The sequence below is a fragment of the Rhodanobacter sp. UC4448_H15 genome, assembly GCF_052978265.1.
The window spans coordinates 3,805,981-3,826,436 of record NZ_CM129665.1 but is presented as its reverse complement, the minus strand read 5'-3'; the positions used below and the strand labels follow the sequence as shown (position 1 = coordinate 3,826,436).

At 70.8% G+C, this 20,456-nt stretch carries 7 protein-coding genes; all 7 read left to right on the top strand.

Features of this window, described 5'->3' with window-relative positions:
• The first annotated feature begins 72 nt into the window (after positions 1–72).
• The gene (locus tag ACVCMI_RS17485) at positions 73–7,296 is read left to right on the top strand and encodes a hybrid non-ribosomal peptide synthetase/type I polyketide synthase (RefSeq protein WP_447097926.1); all 7,224 of its coding nucleotides are present in this window, start codon (positions 73–75) and stop codon (positions 7,294–7,296) included.
• A gap of 5 nt (positions 7,297–7,301) precedes the next feature.
• On the top strand, positions 7,302–13,787 hold the full coding sequence (locus ACVCMI_RS17480) for an amino acid adenylation domain-containing protein (RefSeq protein ID WP_447097927.1): 6,486 nt from the start codon (positions 7,302–7,304) through the stop codon (positions 13,785–13,787).
• A gap of 216 nt (positions 13,788–14,003) precedes the next feature.
• A complete protein-coding gene (locus ACVCMI_RS17475) occupies positions 14,004–15,266 on the top strand; it encodes an O-antigen ligase family protein (protein ID WP_447097928.1) in 1,263 nt (420 codons plus the stop codon).
• Positions 15,263–16,813 (top strand): oligosaccharide flippase family protein, encoded by a 1,551-nt coding sequence (locus tag ACVCMI_RS17470; RefSeq protein ID WP_447097929.1) that lies wholly within the window; start codon positions 15,263–15,265, stop codon positions 16,811–16,813. The genes ACVCMI_RS17475 and ACVCMI_RS17470 overlap by 4 nt, the downstream gene beginning before the upstream one ends.
• The gene (locus ACVCMI_RS17465) at positions 16,810–18,180 is read left to right on the top strand and encodes a phenylacetate--CoA ligase family protein (RefSeq protein WP_447097930.1); all 1,371 of its coding nucleotides are present in this window, start codon (positions 16,810–16,812) and stop codon (positions 18,178–18,180) included. The genes ACVCMI_RS17470 and ACVCMI_RS17465 overlap by 4 nt, the downstream gene beginning before the upstream one ends.
• The gene (locus tag ACVCMI_RS17460) at positions 18,177–19,298 is read left to right on the top strand and encodes a glycosyltransferase (RefSeq protein ID WP_447097931.1); all 1,122 of its coding nucleotides are present in this window, start codon (positions 18,177–18,179) and stop codon (positions 19,296–19,298) included. Before ACVCMI_RS17465 ends, ACVCMI_RS17460 begins: the two co-directional genes overlap by 4 nt.
• The gene (locus tag ACVCMI_RS17455; protein ID WP_447097932.1) at positions 19,295–20,443 is read left to right on the top strand and encodes a glycosyltransferase; all 1,149 of its coding nucleotides are present in this window, start codon (positions 19,295–19,297) and stop codon (positions 20,441–20,443) included. The genes ACVCMI_RS17460 and ACVCMI_RS17455 overlap by 4 nt, the downstream gene beginning before the upstream one ends.
• Positions 20,444–20,456: the final 13 nt, after the last annotated feature.

The following is a 20,456-nucleotide window of genomic DNA, read 5'->3' as shown; positions in this document are numbered from 1 at the left end:
GTGGCGGTCATCGCCGCCCGACCAGGAGGGGTGGTGGGCGCGGCATCCAATCCAGTGTCAATTGACGACGGCATGTCGTTGCTGGACGTGCTGCCGGGCATCGCGCCTGCCGATGACGAAACCTGGCAAAGTCGCCGCGTGCCGCTCGACGGCGCATTGGCCACTTGCGTGGCGGCGCTGCACGCGGCCGATCCCGAGCGCGCGGCGCTGACCCTGCTGGCCGCGTTGGCGCGGGTCGAGGCGCAGCTGACCGGCGCCGAGTCCGCCGTGGCAACGCTGCACCAGGCCGGATGCACCCGCCAGCTGACCGTGCCGGTGCCCCGCGACGCGCCACGCAAGGCATGGCTGGAGGGCGTGCTGTCCGCAGCGCGCGGGTCGGCCGCCCCGGTCACGGTGGCGTGGATGGTGCTGCAGGAGGCAGCGTTGCCGGACGCCGCCGCCGCGCTCTCCACCTGGCGCCTCGATTTCAGCGACGCGATCGCCCTCGAACTGCGCTGGCGCAGCCCGCTGACGGCAGCGAGCGTGGAGCTGCTGGCCGGTTGCGTGCAGCGCGCCTGGGCGGGCCTGCTCGACGAAGCTGACGCCGAGCCGGATCTCCTCGCTCCGGCCGAACGCCAGCGCTTGCTGGTGCAGTGGAATGACACCGCGGTGCCGCGACACCGCGGCGACAGCGTGTCCGCGCTGTTCTCCCGCACCGCCGCCGCGCATGCGGATGCACCGGCGGTGGTCGAGAGCGGGCACGCCCTGAGCTATGCCCGACTCGATGAGCGGTCCAGCACCTTGGCCCGGCATCTGCTCGATGCCGGCGTCGTGCCGGGCGACATCGTCGGCGTCGCGCTGGAGCGTTCGGCGGGGGCGCTGGTGGCAATCCTCGGCGTGCTCAAGGCCGGCGCGGCCTACCTGCCGCTCGATCGCAGCCACCCGCCGGAGCGGTTGGCGTTTGCGCTGGCCGATGCGGGTGCGCGGATGGTGCTGGTCGCATCGGTCGCGGCTACGCTGCCGTTGCCCGATGGAGTGGCGTGCCTTGCGCTGGATGTCGTCGAGTCCGTACCCGTGCCGCACGACGCGCCGCTGCCCGTGGTCGACGGCGATGCGCTCGCCTACGTGATGTACACCTCCGGCTCCACCGGCACCCCCAAGGGCGTAGCGATCGCCCATCGTTCGATCATCCGGCTGGTGTGCGGCGTGGATTACGTGCGGCTGGATGCCGACACGCGCATGTTGCACGCCGCACCGCTGGGCTTCGATGCGTCGACCCTGGAAATCTGGGGCGCGCTGCTGAACGGCGGTCGCGTGGTGGTCCATCCCGAAACGATCCCCACCGCTGCCGGCCTGGCCGCAACCATTGCCGGCGAAGGGGTCGGCACGGCGTGGCTGACCTCGTCGCTGTTCAACGCCGTGGTCGACGAGGCGCCGCGTCGGCTGGAGGGATTGCGCCAGCTGCTGATCGGTGGCGAGGCACTGTCGGTCGACCATGTGCGCCGCGCGCTGGCGGCCTTGCCCGGCGTGGAGATCATCAACGGCTACGGCCCGACCGAGTGCACCACGTTCACCTGCACCTGGCCGATCCCGCGGGACCTGCCGGCCGACGCGCGCTCGGTGCCGATCGGCCGGCCGATAGCCGACACCCGCGTGTACGTGCTCAATCGCGCCGGCGAGCTGGTGCCGACGGGCGTGGTCGGCGAGCTGCACGTGGGCGGCGACGGCGTGGCGCGCGGTTACCTCGGACGGGCGCAGCTGACCGCCGAGCGTTTCGTGGCCGATCCGTTCGGCGCCGCCGATGGCCGCCTGTATCGCACCGGCGACCTGGTGCGCTGGCGCGACGACGGCGTGCTGGAGTTCGTCGGCCGGCGCGACGGCCAGGTCAAGATCCGCGGCTACCGCATCGAGACCGGCGAGATCGAGGCAGCGCTGCTGCGCCAGCCCGGCGTGCGCGCCTGCGCCGTCGTGCTGCGCGATGACCCGCCGCTGGGCAAGCGCCTGGTCGCCTACGTGGTCCCCGCCGCCACCCGCCCCGACCAGCCGGCGCTGCGCCGCGGCCTGGCTGCCGAACTGCCGGAGTTCATGCTGCCGGCCGCGTGGGTGGTGCTGGACGCGCTGCCGGTCACCACCAACGGCAAGCTCGACCGCGCCGCACTGCCGGCGCCGGGCAGCGCACGGCCGGAACTGGCCACGACCTACGAAGCCCCGGTGGGCGAAGCCGAGACGCGCCTGTGCGCCGCCTTCGCCACCAGCCTCGCGCTGGACAAGGTGGGCCGCCACGACAACTTCTTCGAGCTGGGCGGCAGCTCGCTGCTGGCGGTGCGGCTGATCGATCGCTTGCGCCGCGACGGCGATGCCGCGCTGGACGTGCTGACCTTCTTCCGCGATCCCACGCCGCTGGCGCTGGCCCGCCACCGCGATCACGCCGGCGCCGACGGCATCGAACCGGCGCGCCTCGCCCGCCCGCGTGCCGCCGGCGCGCAAGCCGGTGCCGAGCCGATCGCGATCATCGGCATGAGCGGCCGCTTCCCCGGCGCCGCGGACATCGAGAGCTTCTGGCAGAACCTGTGCGAGGGACGCGAGTCGATCACCCGCTTCGCGCCGGGCGAGCTCGACCCGTCGATCCCGGCGAGCCTGCGCGACGATCCGGCCTACGTGCCCGCGCGCGGCGTGATCGACGGCGTGGAGCTGTTCGACGCCGCGTTCTTCGGCATCAGCCCGCGCGAGGCGGAGTTGATGGACCCGCAGCAGCGGCTGTTCCTGGAGCTGTGCTGGGAGTGCCTGGAACGCGCCGGCCATGCGCCCGGCGCGCAGGACGGCCCGGTCGGCGTGTTCGCCGGCATGTACAACGCGACCTATTTCCAGCACCACGTCAGCGCGCATCCCGACCAGGTCGGGAAGCTCGGCGCGTTCCAGGTGATGCTGGACAACGAGAAGGATTTCATCGCGCCGCGGGTGGCACACAAGCTGGACCTCACCGGTCCCGCGGTGAGCGTGCACACCGCCTGTTCCACCTCGCTGGTGGCGATCTGCCAGGCGATGGAGAGCCTGCGCAGCGGCCAGTGCGAGATGGCGCTGGCCGGCGGTGCCTCGATCACCTGTCCGCCGCGCAGCGGCTACCTGTTCCAGGACGGCGCGATGCTGTCGCCGGACGGCCACACGCGAAGCTTCGACGCCGAGGCGAGGGGCACGGTGTTCAGCGACGGTGCGGCGGTGGTGCTGTTGAAGCGGCTGGCCGACGCGCAGGCCGATGGCGACCCGGTCATCGCGGTGATCCGCGGTGGCGCGATCAACAACGACGGCGGCACCAAGGCCAGCTTCATGGCGCCCAGCAGCGAGGGCCAGGCCGCGGTGGTCGCGATGGCGCAGCGCAACGCCGGCGTCGACGCGCGCAGCATCTCCTACGTGGAAGCGCACGGCACGGCCACGCCGATCGGCGATCCGATCGAGGTGGAGGGCCTGGTCAAGGCGTTCCGGCGCGACACGCCGGATACCGGCTTCTGCCGCCTCGGTTCGGTCAAGAGCAACGTCGGCCACTTGGTGATCGCCGCCGGTGCGACCGGCGTGATCAAGACTGCGCTGGCGCTGGCCGAGCGGCGGATTCCGCCGAGCCTGCATTACGCCGCGGCCAACCCGGCGATCGACTTCGCCCGCTCGCCGTTCGTGGTCAACGATCGCCTGCACGACTGGACCAGCGCGCCCGGCGTACCGCGCCGCGCGGGCGTGAGTTCGTTCGGCGTGGGCGGCACCAATGCGCACGTGGTGCTGGAGGAAGCACCCGCACCGACGCCGAGCGAGGCGACCGCCGGGCCGCAACTGCTTTTGCTGTCGGCGCGCACGGCCACTGCACTGGGTACGGCGGCCACGCGGCTGGGCACACACCTGGCGGACTCTCCGGAAGTCGAGCTTGCCGACGTGGCGTGGACGCTGGCGGTCGGACGCAAGGCCTTCGCCCATCGGCTGGCCGTGGTCACCGAGTCCGCCACCAGCGCCAGCGCGCAGCTGGCCAGCGCGGAAATCGCCGCGGCGGCGACGCGCAGCACGCCGGCGCGGGCGAGCGACGTGGTCTTCCTGTTCCCGGGCCAGGGCGCCCAGTACGCCGGCATGGGTCGCGCGCTGCATGCCAGCGAGCCGGTGTTCCGCGACGCATTCGACGCTTGCGCCAGCGCCTTGCGCAAGCAGGGCGGTTTCGATCTCGCCGCGTGCGTGTTCGCCGACGACCCGGCCGCGCTGCTGCCCACGGCGGTGATGCAGCCGGCGACGTTCGCCATCGAATACGCGCTGGCGCAGTGGTGGATGAGCCTGGGCCTCGTGCCGGCAGCGATGATCGGCCACAGCGTGGGCGAGTTCGTGGCCGCCACGCTGGCCGGCGTGTTCAGCCTGCGCGACGCGATCGCGCTGGTGGCGCGGCGCGGCGAGCTGATGCAGGCGCAGCCACCGGGCGCGATGCTGTCGGTGCGGCTGCCGCTGGATGCATTGCAGGCACGCCTGCCGGCGGATCTGGCGCTGGCAGCGGAGAACGCGCCTGGCGCCTGCGTGGTGGCCGGGCCGGCCGAGACGGTCGAGGCTTTCCGGGCGGCGCTCGAAGCGGACGGCATCGCCGCGCGCCTGCTGCAGACCTCGCACGCCTTCCATTCGGCGATGATGGAGCCGGTGCTGGCACCGTTCCGCGAGGCGCTTGCCGCCGTCGAACTGGGCCGCCCGCAGCTGCCCCTGGTGTCGACCGCGCTGGGCGACTGGCTCGACCCCGCGCAGGCCGGCTCGATCGATTACTGGACGCAGCACCTGCGCGTGCCGGTGCGCTTCTCCGGCGCGCTGGCGCGGGTGCTCGACGCGCCATCGCGCGTGCTGCTGGAAGTGGGGCCGCGCCACACGCTGACCACGCTCGCCCGACAGCAACTCGGTACCGCGCGCGAACGCATCGTCGCCGTGCCCAGCCTGGCCGATGCGGCGGACGTGGAGCGCACGGCGCTGCTGCAGGCCGCGGGCCAACTCTGGTGCCGCGGCATGGCGCTTGATCCGGCACGACTCGACCATCGCGCGCGCCGCCGCCGCGTGCGCCTGCCCACCTATCCGTTCGAACGCCAGCGCTGCTGGCTGGATGCCGCACCCGCCACGGCGCCCGCGCCATCGTTCGCTGAACCGACACCCGTCGCCGCCGCGCCCGCGGCCGAGGAAGCCCCCATGCCGCAAGTCGCCATGCCCGCCGATCGCCGCCCCCGGCTGGTGAACCAGCTCAAGGCGGTGTTCGAGGACATCACCGGGATCGAACTGGACGACGCCGACAGCACCAGCAACTTCATCGAGCTCGGGCTGGACAGCCTGATGCTGACCCAGGTCGCGCTGCACCTGTCGCGCGTGTTCCCGGTCAAGGTGACGTTCCGCCAGTTGATGGTCGACCACGCCAGCCTGGACCGGCTGGCGGCGTTGCTGGACGAGCAGATGCCGCCGGACGCGCCGACGGCGGCGCCAGTTGCCGCGCCGGTCGCCGCCCCCGTGGCTGCGCCGACGCTCGCCGCGCCAACGCTTGCCGTGCCGGCGCTGCCGACGGCGGGAGCGGGCGGCAACGACTACGTGCGTCACGTGATCGACCAGCAGATGCAACTGATGGCACAGCAGCTGGCCTTGCTCGGGGGAACGGCGAGCGCCGCCGCACCCGTCGCGCCCGCACAGCAAGCAGCACCACCGGCCAGCGTGGCGACGCCACCGGCGGCAGCACCCGTGTCGACCAGCGCGGATCGCGACGAGGAAGCGGCGCTGGCGCACACCCGCTACGACGTCAAGAAGGCGTTCGGCGCGATCGCGCGCATCGACAACGGCCAGCTGGAACTGTCCCGCCACCAGCGCGAGCGGCTCGATCGTTTCATCGAGCGCTACGTCGCGCGGTCGCGCAAGTCCAAGCAGTACACCGAGGCGCAGCGCCCGCACATGGCCGACCCGCGCGTGGTGAACGGCTTCCGCCCGCTGACCAAGGAGATCGTCTACCCGCTGGTGGTCGAGCGCTCCAAGGGCTCGCGCCTGTGGGACCTGGACGGCAACGAATACGTGGATGCGCTGAACGGCTTCGGCATGAGCCTGTTCGGCTGGCAGCCGGATTTCGTGCTGGAGGCCATCCGCCGCCAGCTCGACCTCGGCTACGAGATCGGCCCGCAGCATCCGCTCGCCGGCGACGTGGCGCGACTGGTGTGCGAGGTCACCGGACACGACCGCGCCGCCCTGTGCAACACCGGTTCGGAAGCCGTGCTGGGTGCGCTGCGGGTCGCGCGCACGGTCACCGGGCGCAGCACCGTGGTGCTGTTCAGCGGCTCCTACCACGGCATCATCGACGAGGTGATCGTGCGCGGCACGAAGAAGCTGCGTGCGGTGCCGGCCGCGCCCGGGATCATGCGCAACACGGCGGAGAACGTGATCGTGCTGGACTACGGCACGCCGGAATCGCTGGAGATCATCCGCGCGCGCGCGCACGAGCTGGCCGCCGTGCTGATCGAGCCGGTGCAGAGCCGGCGGCCCGACTTCCAGCCGGTCGATTTCCTGCGCGAGGTGCGCAAGATCACCGCCGCGTCCGGCACGCTGTGCATCTTCGACGAGATCGTCACCGGCTTCCGCGCCCATCCCGGCGGCACCCAGGCGCTGTTCGGCATCCAGGCGGACCTCGCCACCTACGGCAAGGTGGTCGGCGGCGGTTATCCGATCGGCGTGATCGCCGGCAAGCGCGAGTTCATGGATGCGCTCGACGGCGGCAGCTGGCAGTTCGGCGACGACTCGGTGCCGACCGTGGGCGTGACCTATTTCGCCGGCACCTTCGTGCGCCACCCGCTGGCGCTGGCGGCGGCGCAGGCGGTGCTCGAACACATCAAGGAGCAGGGCGCCGGCCTGCAGGAGCGGCTCAACGCGCGCACCACGGCGATGGCCGCCGAGCTCAACGCGTTCTGCGACGAAGTCGGCGCGCCGATCGCGGTCAAGCACTTCGCGTCGTTCTGGAGGACCCAGTTCCTGGAAGATCATCCCTTGCAGGATCTGCTGTTCGCGATGATGCGCAGCCGCGGCGTGCACATCCTGGACAACTTCCCGTGCTTCTTCACCTCCGCGCACAGCGAGGCGGATTTCCGGCAGATCACGCAGGCCTGGAAGGATTCGGTGATCGAACTGCAGGAGGCCGACTTCCTGCCGCGGCGCACCGCCACCGCCCGCACCGTGATGGACGCGCGCCAGCCGCCGCTGCCCGGCGCGCGCATCGGCCGCGAACCGGACGGGCGTCCGGCGTGGTTCGTGCAGGTTCCCGGGCAACCGGGCAGCTACACCAAGGCAAGTTGATCGCGATGAGCATCGGAACCCCAGCCAGGGACGCGGCGCTCGCCGTCGACTACGACCCCTTCGCCGACGGCACGCTGTCGCGCGTGGTGCCCAGCACCGAGCCGCAGCGCGAAATCTGGCTGGCCGACCAGCTCGGCGCCGAGGCTTCGCTGGCCTACAACGAATCGGTCTCGCTGCACTTGCGCGGCGTGCTCGATGCGGCCGCGCTGCACGCGGCGTTGCAGTCGCTGCTGGATCGGCACGATGCGCTGCGCGCCAGCTTCGGCCCGGATGGCGAAGCCCTGTGCATACGCGAGCAGGTGAGCTTCGAGCTGCCGTTGCTCGACCTGTCGGCCGCCGATCCGGCGCGGCGCGAGCAGGCCGTGGCCGAGCATCGCGCCGCGGTGGTGGAAACCCCGTTCGCGCTGGGCCGCGACCACCTGCTGCGCGGCGAGTTGCTCCGCCTGGCGCACGACGAGCACGTGCTCATCCTCACCGCCCATCACATCGTCTGCGACGGCTGGTCGTGGTGGGTGCTGGTGCGCGAGCTGGGCGCGCTGTACGCGCAGCGGCTCGGCCACGCGGTGGAGGCGCTGCCGCCGGCCGAAGCGTTCGCCGACTACGCGCTTGCCCAGGCCTGCCAGCCGGATGCCGCATACGCGCAGGACGAGCAGTACTGGCTGGCGCGCTTCGCCGGCGAGATCCCGGTGCTCGACCTGCCCACCGATCGCCCGCGCCCGGCCCGCCGCAGCTTCGGCTCCGCTCGCGAGGACTGGACGCTGGATGCGGAACTGGTCGCGGCGATCCGCCGCCTCGGCGCGCGCCAGGGCGCCAGCCTGTTCGCCACCTTGCTGGGCAGTTTCGCCGCCTTGCTGATCCGGCTGGCACACCAGTCGCGGGTGGTGATCGGCATCCCCACCGCCGGGCAGGCGATCGACGGCCACGACGCCCTGGTCGGCCACTGCGTCAACACCTTGCCGCTGCTGTTCGAGCCGGACCTGGACCGGCCCGCCGCGCTGGCCATCGAGCAGGCGCAAACCACCTTGCTCGACGCGCTGGAACACCAGCGCCTCACCTTCGGCAGCCTGCTGCGCAAGCTGCGCATCGGCCGCGACCCTTCGCGCCTGCCGCTGGTCAGCGTGATGTTCAACATCGACCAGGCGCTGGACCACGAGGACTCGGCGTTCCCCGGCCTGCAGCTGGAATTCGCCAGCAATCCGCGCCGCTACGAGAACTTCGAGCTGGCGATCAACGCGGTGCAAAGCCATGGCGAGCTGCGCCTGGAATGCCAGTACAACCGCGAGTTGTTCGACGGCGCCACGATCCGCCAGTGGCTGGGGCACTACCAGACCCTGCTGCAGGCGATGGCCGCCGACGACTACACGGCGTTCGGTCGGCTGCCGCTGCTGGCCGACATCGAGCAGCGCAAGGTGCTGGAGAAGTTCAATGCCACCCACGTCGACTATCCGGCCGGGCAGTGCATCCATGAACTGGTCGAGGCGCAGGTGGCGCGCACGCCGCAGGCGATTGCCGTCAGCCATGAAGGCGCAACGCTGAGCTACGCCGGGTTGAACGAGCGGGCCAATCGGCTCGCCCATCACCTGCGCGCGTCCGGCGTGCGCCCCGACCAGCGCGTGGCGATCTGCGCCGAGCGCTCGCTGGAGCTGGTGGTCGGCCTGCTGGCCATATTGAAGGCCGGCGCGGCGTACGTGCCGCTCGACCCGGAATATCCACCCGAGCGCCTGGCCTGGATGCTGCAGGACTGCGCGCCGGCAATGCTGCTGACCCAGCAGGCGCTGGTGCCGCGGTTGGCGCCGCTGGCGCCGGCCGTGCCGCCGTTGGCGCTGGACCAGGCCGCGCCGGCATGGGCCGAGTGCGAGGCATCCAACCCGCTCGCGGCGGCAAACGGCCTGCACGACCGCCACCTCGCCTACGTGATCTACACCTCCGGCTCCACCGGCCTGCCGAAGGGTGCGATGAACGAGCATCGCGGCGTGGTCAACCGGCTGCGCTGGATGCAGGAGATGTTCGCCGTCGATGCACGCGACGTGGTGCTGCAGAAGACGCCGTGCAGTTTCGACGTCTCGGTGTGGGAGTTCTTCCTGCCGCTGATGAGCGGCGCGCGGCTGGTGATGGCGCGTGCCGGCGGCCATCGCGATCCGGCCTACCTGGCCGACACCATCCGGCGCGAGCAGGTCAGCACGATCCATTTCGTGCCTTCGATGTTGCACGCCTTCCTCGACCACGGCGATACCGCGGCGTGCGCCAGCCTCAAGCAGGTGATCTGCAGCGGCGAGGCGCTGCCGGCGGTACTGGCCGCGGCGTTTTTCCGCCAGTTGCCCGGCGTGGGCCTGCACAACCTGTACGGCCCGACCGAGGCGGCGGTGGATGTCACCGCGTGGGCGTGCGTGGCCGGCGACGACGCATCGAACATTCCGATCGGCCGCCCGGTGGCCAACACGCGCATCTACATCCTCGATGGCTATGGCCAGCCGGTGCCGGTGGGCGTGGCCGGCGAGATCTTCATCGGCGGCGTGCAGGTCGGTCGCGGCTACCTCAACCGCGAGACGCTGACCACCGAGCGCTTCCTGCCCGATCCGTTCGCCCACGACGCCGACGCACGCATGTACAAGACCGGCGACCTCGGTCGCTGGCGTGCGGACGGCAACATCGAATACCTCGGCCGCAACGATTTCCAGGTGAAGCTGCGCGGTTTCCGCATCGAGCTGGGCGAGATCGAACACCGCCTCGCCACGCACCCGGCGGTGGCGCAGGCGGTGGTGCTGGCGCGCGAGGATCGCCCCGGCGACATGCGCCTGGTTGCGTACATCGCCGGCGCGGCTGGCGCCAGCGCCGATCCGGCGGCGCTGTCCGCGCACCTGCGCGCGAGCCTGCCCGAGTACATGGTGCCGGCGCACTACGTGATGCTGCCGGCAATCCCGCTGTCGCCCAACGGCAAGGTCGATCGCACGCGATTGCCGGCACCCGACATGGCGGCGGGCAGCGGAGCACGCGAACAGCAGGCGCCACGCGATGAACTCGAACAGCGCGTGGCCGCAGCGATGGCCGCGACGCTCGGCGTGGACGCGCCGGGCGTGGACGACAACTTCTTCGACCTGGGCGGCCATTCGCTGCTGGCCTCGCGCTGGATCGCCCGGCTCAATCGCGAACTGGGGTTGACCCTGTCGTTGCGCGCCGCGTTCGACGCCCCCAGCGTGGCCGCGATGGCGGCGGCGATCCGCGCGCTGGGCGCCGATCCGGCCCAGGCCCGCCCGGCGCCGCCGTCGATCCCGCGGCTCGCCGATCGCGACACCGCGCCGCTCTCGCTGATGCAGCAACGCGTCTGGTACCTGGAGCAGCTCAATCCCGGCCAGGTGGTCTACCACGCGCCGTCCGCGCATCGCCTGCGCGGGCCGATGAACGTGGCGGCCTTCGAACAGGCGCTGCGCGACATGGTGCGGCGCCAGCCGACCTTGCGCACGGCGATCGAGCTGGACGACAAGACCGCGGTCCAGCGCATCCATGCCGAGCTCGAGATCGCGTTGCCGCTGGAGGATCTTTCCGGCGTGGACGCGGCCGGGCGCGAGGCCGTACTGGCCCGGCGGCTGGAGGAGCTGATCGCCGAGCCGTTCGACCTGGGCACGCCGCCGCTGTTCCGGGTGAGGCTGTTCCGGCTCGCTGCGGACGAACACGTGTTCTTCTTCATGCCGCATCACGTGATCTGGGATGGCTGGTCGTTCGACCTGCTGTACGAGGAGATGTCGGCGCTGTACGCCGCGCGTGCCGCCGGCCGGGAACCTGCATTGCCGCCGCTGGCGGTCGAGTACGCCGATTTCGCCGCGTGGCATGCGCAATGGATGCGTGGCGACGAGCTGAAGCGCCAGCTGGCGCATTGGCGCAAGCGCCTGGCCGGCACGCTGGAGCCGCTGGCGTTGCCGGTCGATCGCCCGCGTCCGCCGCGCATGAGCGGCGCCGGTGCCACCGAGTGGATCCATCTGCCGGCGGACCAGGCGGCGGGCATGCGCCAGCTCGGCCAGCAGGGCCAGGGCACGCTGTTCATGGTGTTGCTGACCGCCTGGTGCGTGCTGCTGCATCGGCTCAGCGGGCAGGGCGAGGTGATCGTGAACACGCCCGTGCGCGGTCGCGACACGCCCGAGCTGGAACGGGTGATGGGCTTCTTCGTCAACGCGCTGCCGCTGCGCGTGCAGCTGGAAGACGGCGCCTCGTTCCTGGACGCGCTGCAGGCGGTGCGTGGCGTGGTGCTCGATGCGTTTGCCTGCGCCGACGTGCCGTTCGAGCAACTGGTGATCGACCTCGACCTGCGCCGCGACGACAGCCGCCCGCCGCTGAGCCAGGCGATGTTCTCGTTCCAGGACGTGCGCCTGCGCCCGGGCCGCTGGGGCGAGCTGGAACACCAGAACATCCCGGTGTTCCAGCACGGCGCGGCTGACGACGTCGGGCTGTGGTTCATCGAGCACGCGCAGGGACTTTCCGGCGGCCTCACCTACAACACCGACATCTTCGACGCCGCCAGCGTGGCGCGCTGGATCGATTACCTGCGGCAGATCCTGGCGCAGGCGGTGGCCTCGCCGCAGCGCGCGCTGGGCGACATCGAGCTGATGGACGCGGCGGAACGAACGCAAGTGCTCGTGGAGTGGAATGCGACCGCGGTGGACTACGACCGCACGCTGGGCCTGCCCGCGCTGATCGAGGCGCAGATGCGCGCCGCGCCGCAACGCATCGCTGCCGAGTGCGGTGGCGAGCGCGTCGACTATGCGTGGCTCGACCAGGCCAGCCGCAACCTCGCGCTGGCGCTGGGTCGTCACGGCCTCGGTCGCGGCGACCGCGTGGGCATCTGCGTGCCGCGCAGCCTGTCGATGCTGGTGGCGGTGCTCGGCGTGTTGCGCAGTGGCGCCGCCTACGTGCCGCTGGACCCCACCTTCCCGCCGGATCGCCTGCACTACATGGCCGAGCATGCGCAGCTGCGCCATGTGCTGGTCACCGACGCGGCACTGCTGCCGGCGGCGGTCGCCGAAGGTCGCGAACTGCTCGACGTCGACGCACTGGCCGCGCAGCCGGCGGGCGAGGGCAACTTGCCGCCGGTGCACGGCGACGACACCGCCTACGTGCTGTACACCTCCGGCTCCACCGGCAAGCCCAAGGGTGTCGCCGTGCTTCACCGCAACCTGGTCAACTTCCTGCTGGCGATGGCGCGCGAGCCGGGTTTCACCCGGGACGACACCGTGTGCGCGGCCACCACGCTGTCGTTCGACATTGCCGGGCTGGAGCTGTACCTGCCGCTGACCGTGGGCGGGCGCGTGGTGATCGCCACCGACGAGGAGCAGCACGATCCGAACCGGATGTGGGACCTGATCGAGCGCAGCGGCTGCAACGTGCTGCAGGTGACCCCCTCGGTGCTGCGCCTGTTGCAGGATGCCGGGCGGGATCGCGCGCTGGATCAGCTGCGCCTGTTCGTCGGCGGCGAAGCGCTGCCGTCGGCACTGGCGCGCAACATGGCGAGGCGCTGCCGCGAGCTCTGGAATCTGTACGGCCCCACCGAGACCACGATCTGGTCCAGCGTGGCGCGAATCCGCCCGGATCTCGATACGGCCCCGCTGGGCAAGCCGATCGCCAACACGCGGATCTACGTGCTGGACGCGCAGGGTAGGCCATTGCCGCCGGGCGTCATCGGCGAGATCTGGATCGGCGGCGATGGCGTGGCCGCCGGCTACCTGTTCCAGCCCGAGCTGACCGCCGAGCGCTTCGTCGACGATCCCTTCGTCGGCGGCACCGCGCGCATGTATCGCAGCGGCGACCTGGGTGCCTGGCGCCATGGCGTGCTGCATTTCCACGGGCGCGTCGACCACCAGGTCAAGCTTCGCGGTTTCCGCATCGAGCTGGGCGACATCGAGGCCGCCGCCGACAGCCACCCGGCGGTGCACGAATCCGTGGCGGGGGTGCGCCGCTTCGGCGACAACGACCTGCGCATGGTGCTGTACGTGGTGATGGACGGCGACGTCGAGGCGGGTGCCCGCGAGCTGCGCGAGCACCTGCGCCAGCGCCTGCCCGGCTACATGCTGCCGCAGCACATCGAGACCCTGGCGCAGCTGCCGAAGACGCCCAACGGCAAGATCGATCGCAAGCAACTGCCCGAGCCCGTCGCCGCGGCGGTCGTGGCGCAGCAGCGTCCCGGCCGGCAGGCCGAGCCCGCGACCGACGCGATGAGCGATGCGCGCGAACTGTATCTCGCCGGCCTCTGGCGCGAGCTGATCGGCGTCGAGGAGATTCGCCGCAACGACAACTTCCTCGACCTCGGCGGGCACTCGATGCTGGCGGTGGAGTTCGCCAGCCGGGTGCGCAAGGAGACCGGCGTGAGCCTGCGCCTGCTGAACGTGGTCACCGGCACGCTGGCATCGCTGGCCGCCGAGCTGCCCGAAGCCGGCGCGGGTTCGCCGCGACCGGCGGAAGGTTCCCTGTGGTCGCGTCTGCGCAAGCGCCTCGGAGGGGGCTGAGGTGCGGGCTCGACGAGGGGCGTGCGCGGAACGTGCACCGTGCCAGCCTGTCGCCCGCGGCGACTGCTACCATCGTGTCAGCCCCGCCGACGGTGCGGGGCGGGTTGGCGAGCGAATGCACGCGTGCATCCGTCCATGGGGCGCGGCACCGATCGTGATGGCCTGGCTCAGTCGTTTCTTCACCCCGAGTCACGCGCTCGATCCTGATCACGCCGCATGTTCACATTAAGCCTTCTCTACCTCGCGCTCACCATCGTCCGGCCACAGGATTTCTTGCCCGCGCTGGAGGGCATTCCGCTGTTGCCGGTGGTGCTGCTGCTGGCTTTCGCGGCGTGGATGATCCGTGCCGGCAAGAATTTCGACGCGCCGCAGTTCCTGCTGTTGCCGGTGTTCCTGCTGGTAGGCATGGTGTCGATGGTCGCCAACCACTGGTTCGGCGGCGCGCTTGCGCTGCTGGAGAGTTTCGGCCCCATCGTGATCGCCTTCTTCGTCTTCGCCTCCGCCTGCACCACGCAGCGCCGGGTGACCATCGCGATGGCGGTGTTCGTGCTGTGCGCCTGCGTGCTGGCCCAGCACAGCATCGTGCAGGCGAACACCGGCATGGGCTGGACCGGCGTACCGCTGGGTGAGGACGGGCGCGTGCGCTACGTGGGCATCTTCAACGACCCCAACGACGTGGGCCTGCTGTTTGCCGCCACGCTGCCGATGGCGTTCTTCCTCAGCAGCGGGGGCGGGTTCCTGCGCCGGATCTGGTGGCTGGCCGCCGCGGGCCTGCTGCTGTACGGCATCTACCTGACCAATTCGCGCGGCGCCATGCTGGCGGTGCTGGTGGTCGGCGGCATCTTCGTGTGGCGACGCCGCGGCATGTTCACCGCCGGCGTGCTCGGCGTGCTGGGTTTGCTGGTGATGCGCCTGCTGTCCTCGCGCATGCAGGAGCTGGACCCGGACGAGTCATCGGCGTTTGGTCGGGTGGATGCCTGGTACGAGGGCATGCACATGTTCTTCTCCAACCCGCTGCTCGGCGTCGGCCCCGGCAACTTCACCGACTACAATCAGCTCACCGCGCACAACTCCTGGGTACTGGTGCTGGCCGAAACCGGGTTTCTGGGCTACACCCTGTGGCTGGCATTCACCACCTACGGCTTCTGGATGATGATGACCGTGATGCGCCACCAGCCCGAAACGGCCGTCGAGTCGGCGCAGGCCGGCACGTGGCAGGGCGAGCGGGCGATCGCGTTCACCCTGCTGTTGTCGCTGTACGGGCTGTTCTCCGCGGCGTTCTTCCTCAGCCGCAGCTACACCGTGGTGATGTACCTGCTGGTCGCGCTGGTGGTGGGCCATTACATGGGCGCGCGCCAGCGCTGGCCGGGCGTGCCGCTGCTGCGCCTGACCGATCACTGGATGCGCTGGCTGGCCGTGTCGGTGGCCACCATCGTGGCGTTGTACGTCATCACCACCATCTTGCTGATCGGCTCATGAGCATTCGCAGCGGCGCCTTGCGCAACACCCTGTTTTCCTCGATCGGCATCTACGTCGAGTACTCGCTGGGGATGCTGGCGGCGATCCTGATCGCGCGCCAGCTGGGACCGCAGCATTACGGCATCTACGGCCTGTTCATCTGGTTTGCCGCGATCGGCGTGGTGGCGACCAACTCGGGCATCACCACCGGCGTGATCAAGTTCGTCGCCGAGCTGCGCGGCGCCGACCAGCACGAGCTGATCGTGCCGGTGGTGCGTTACCTGCGCCGCATGCAGATGTGGCACCTGCTCGCGGTGATGGCGCTGGCGCTGGCGCTGTACCTGCTGTTCGGCGCACGTTTCGCCGCCGACCTGCGCGTGACCGAGTTCGTCATGCTTGCCGCCGCCGTGGCGTTGCGCGCGCCGTACATGTTCAACATCGCCGTCGCCAAGGGTTTCGAGGCGTTCGACGCCACCGCCAAGGTCAGCCTGATCTCCGCGCCGCTGAACCTGCTGATGGTGGCGGCGGCGATGCTGATGGGGGCGTCGATCTTCTGGTTCCTGGTGGTCTACCTGATCTCCGGCGCGGTGTTCCTGCTCACCTCGCGCCACCAGGCGCGGCGCCTGCTGGCGCGGCATGCCGGCGCGGGGGCGGTGCCCGAGGTGTTGCAGCAGCGGGTGCGCCGGCACCTGCGCATCGTCTCGGTCACCATCATCCTGGGCTTCCTGATCGCCAGCGACGTGGAGATCCTGTTCCTCAACCTGTTCGACAGCGCCGCTTCGGCGGGCTATTTCAAGGTCGCCTACCAGCTGGCGACCGGGATCATGCTGCTGGTGCCGGGCGTGTTCGGGGCGGTACTGCTGCCGATGATGGCCAAGGCGCAGAGCCAGGGGCGCGAGGCCGGCGGCCGGCGCTTCGTCGCCGTGACCAGCTATCTCGCCCTGCTGGCGGCGCCGGTGGTGGCCTTCGGCGGCACCTTCGCCGGCGCGGTGATCGGCCTGCTGTATGGCGCGACCTATGCCGCCGCGGCGCCGGTGTTCGGCTGGTGCCTGTTCGCCTGCGCCATGGGCACGGTGACCCAGGGCGCCACCAGCCTGCTGGTCAGTGCGGATCGGCAGAACGTGGTGCTGATCCTCACCATAATTCTTGGCGTGCTGAAGATGCTGCTTGATTACGTGCTGATCGCGCGGTTCGGTCTGTACGGTTCGGTGGCGGCCATCGTGATCCTGTTGTTCGTCATCGCCGCCTCTTACCTGACCATCGGCATCCGCATCAGCGGCGTGCAGCTGGAGTGGCTGCGGCTGCTGCGCATCGTGCTGGCCGCGGCGCTGGCCGCCGGGCTCGCCTCGCTGGTCCACGCGGCGCAGCTGGGGCCGATCCCGACCCTGCTGCTGGGCGCGTTCGTGCTGACCGCGTCCTACGCGCTGCTGACCCTGTTGTTGCAGTGCTGGAGTCGCGCCGACATTGCCCAATTGCAGAGCCTGCACCAGCGCTACGCCGCCGGTCGACCGCGTCCGCTCGGCCGTCTGCTGGCGTGGGCCGGTGCGCGCGCCTGGGGGGATCCATGAAGACATCGTGGTACGAGAAGGCGTTTTCCCGCGTGCTCTACCCGCTGTGGGAGAGCGGCCTGCGGCGGCGGCACACGCTGGCCTACCTGGCCGACTACCAGCGCGACCAGTGGCTGGCGCCGGAGCAGATCGCCGCGCTGCAGTGGCAACGCCTGAAGCGGTTGCTGGAGCACTGCGAGCAGAAGGTTCCGTATTACCGGCAGCGCTGGCGCGAGGCCGGCGTCGCCGTCGCCGACATCCGCAACCTGGATGACTACGCGCAGCTGCCGGTGCTGACCAAGGCCGACATCCGCCAGCACTTCGATGCGTTGCAGGCCGAGGGCTGGCACGACCGCGTGCTGACCAAGGCCACCGGCGGCTCCACTGGTGACCCGCTGCGTTTCGGCTACACCCGCGAGAGCTACGAGCGGCGCACCGCAGTGATGTGGCGCGGCTACGACTGGGCCGGCTCGCGCATGGGCCGGCGCACCTTGTTCGTGTGGGGCGGGGCCGTGGGCACGCCGCACCGGCTTCAGCAGTTCAAGGACCGCGTGTACAACGCGGCGTTCGCCCGGCGCGTGCTCAACAGCTTCGGCATGACCGAGGCCAACATGGCCGGCTACGCCGACGCGATCGACGACTACCGCCCGCAGGTCATCGTCGGCTACGTCGGCCCGCTGGTGCGGCTGGCGCAATGGCTGCTCGACACCGGTCGCCGCGTGGCCGCGCCGCGGAGCATCATCGGCGCCGCGGAGTCGCTGCACGAGTTCCAGCGCGAGATCATCGAGCGTGCATTCGGCTGCCCGGCGTACAACACCTACGGCTGCCGCGAGTTCATGCTGATAGCCTCCGAATGCGAGCGTCGCGAAGGCCTGCACGTCAACGCCGATCACCTGGTGGTGGAGTTGCAGCGGCACCCCGGTGCGCCTGCCACCGAGCCGGGCGAGGTGGTGATCACCGACCTGTTCAACTACGGCATGCCGTTCGTGCGCTACCTCAACGGAGACGTCGCCACCGCGAGCGACCACGTCTGCAGTTGCGGTCGCGGCTTGCCGCTGCTGCAGCGCGTGGATGGCCGCCTGCTCGACGCGATCCGCACCCCGGCCGGCCACCTGCTGCCCGGCGAGTTCTTCCCGCACATGCTCAAGGACGTGCCGGGGCTGGTGCGCTTCCAGGTGGTGCAGCGCCGGCTCGACCAGCTCGAACTGTCGCTGGTGCGTGGTCCCGGCTTCGACGAAGCCTCGCTCGCCTACATCCGCCGCGAGCTGGCCAAGGTGGTCGGCGACAGCCTGCAATTGAACGTCCATTTCGTCGACGACATCCCGCTCACGCCCAGCGGCAAGTGGCGCGTGTGCATCTCCGAACTGCCGGCCACGCCCGCGGCATGAACATCGTCCACGTCGTCGAGAACCTCAACCGCGGCGGCCTGGAACGCATGGTCATCGACTTGGTGACCATGCAGCAGCGGCAGGGTCACCGCTGCCGCGTGGTCTGCCTGTTCGAAGCCGGCGCGCTGGCGCACGAGCTGGACGCCCAGGGCATTCCCGTGCACGCCTGCGGCAAGCGCCGCGGGCCGGATCTGCGCGCCCTGCTGCGCCTGCGCCGCGCCCTGGCGACACCCGCCACCGAAGTGCTGCACACCCACAACGCGGTGGCGCACTACCACGCGGTCTGGGCCAGCACCGGGCTGGGCATCGGCCGTGTCGTCAACACGCGCCACGGCATGGGCGCCAACCGCAACTCGCGCCGGCGCGAGGGCCTGTATCGACGCGCGCTGGCGCGCACCGATGCGGTGGCGCTGGTGTGCGCGGCCGCGCGCGACGACGCCGTGCGCCGCGGCATCGTGCCGCCGGGCAAGGCCTGCGTGGTGCCGAACGGCATCCGCGTGGATCAGTTTCTGTCCGCCTCTCCCGACCATCGTGCGCGCCTGCGCGAGAGACTGGCGCTGCCGCCGCAGGCGCGGCTGATCGGCAGCGTGGGCCGGCTCAACTGGACCAAGGATCAGGCCAACCTGATCCGCGCCTTCGCCGTGGTGCGCCAGCGCGTGGCCGATGTCGTGCTGCTGCTGATCGGCGACGGCGAACTGCGCGCCGAGCTGGAGCAGCTTGCCGCTGCGACGATGCCGGGCGGGAGCGTGCGCTTTCTCGGCGATCGCAGCGACGTGCGCGAACTGCTCCCCGGGCTCGACCTGTTCGCGCTGTCCTCGCTCAGCGAGGGTTATTCGATGGCCTTGCTGGAAGCCTGCGCCAGCGCCCTGCCCATCGTCGCCACCGCGGTGGGCGGCAACGGCGAGATTGTGCGCGAGGGCGTGAATGGCAAGCTGGTGCCGGCCGCCGACGCGGAGGCGCTGGCCGCGGCGATGATCGCGCTGCTGGAGGCGCCCGCGACCGCGCAGGAACTCGGCGCGCACGGGCGCGCATGGGTCGAGGCGGAAGGCTCGCTGGAGCGCATGGCCGCGCGCTACGAATCGCTCTATCGCGGCGAGCGGGAGCCGGCCGGCGCATGAAACTGCTGATCACCACCAACCTGTTTCCCACGCCGTGGGACCCGCTGCGCGGCGCGTTCAACCGGCAGCAGTTCGAGCGCCTGGGCCAGCGCCACGAGGTGCACGTGCTGACCGCGGTGGATTTTCGCGAGCGGCTGGGCGGCGTGCGCGGCACGGTCGACGTGCCCGGCCTGCGTCGTGACCACTTCACTTTCGTGTTTCCGCCGGGACTGCGCTCGCTGCATGCCGGGTGCTGGTTCGCTTCGCTTTGGCTGCAGCACGGCCGGCGCCTGCGCGCGGAGAAGTACGACGCGATCCTGGCCAGCTGGGCCTATCCCGATGCGGTGGCCTCGGGCTGGCTGGCGCGCCGGCTGGGCGTTCCCTACGTGGTCAAGGTGCACGGCAGCGACCTGAACGTGATGGCCGAGGGTGCGTTGCGCCGGCCGCAGATCGGCGCGGCGTTGCGCCGTGCGGGCGCAGTGGTGGCGGTGAGCCAGGCACTGGCCGACAAGGCGGTGGCGCTGGGCGCGGACCCGACGCGGGTGCACACGATCTACAACGGCGTCGATGCGCAGCGGTTCTCGCCCGGTTCGCGCGAGGCGGCGCGACAACGTCTGGGCCTGGGCGCCGAGCAGCCGTTGCTGCTCTACGTCGGCAATCTGAAATCGACGAAGGGTTGTCTGGACTTGCTGGAGGCGTTTCCCGCCGTGCTGGCGCAGCGGCCGCAGGCGGCCCTGGTCTACGCCGGCGCCGGCGCCTGCCGCGACGAACTGCTCGCGCGGGCCGCCGCCCTGGGCTGCGCCGAACGCGTCAGCCTGGTCGGTGCCGTGCCGCATGCGCAACTGGGCGACTGGTTCCGCGCCGCTGACCTGCTGTGCCTGCCCAGCCACAACGAAGGGGTGCCGAATGTGGTGCTGGAGGCGATGTCCTGCGGCATCCCGGTGGTGGCCAGCCGGGTCGGCGGCATCCCCGAAGTGCTGCCGGAGTTTGCCGGCATGCTGGTGCCGGTGCGTGATCCGGCAGCGTTGTCCGCCGCCTTGCTGGAAGCCACCGGCCGGGCATGGCAGGGCGAGCGCATCGTCGAACACGCGCGGGGTTTTCGCTGGGACGACAACATCGACCGGCTGGAGCGGGTGTTGTGCGAGGTCGTTGCCGGTCACCCGTGACCCGCGGGGCGGG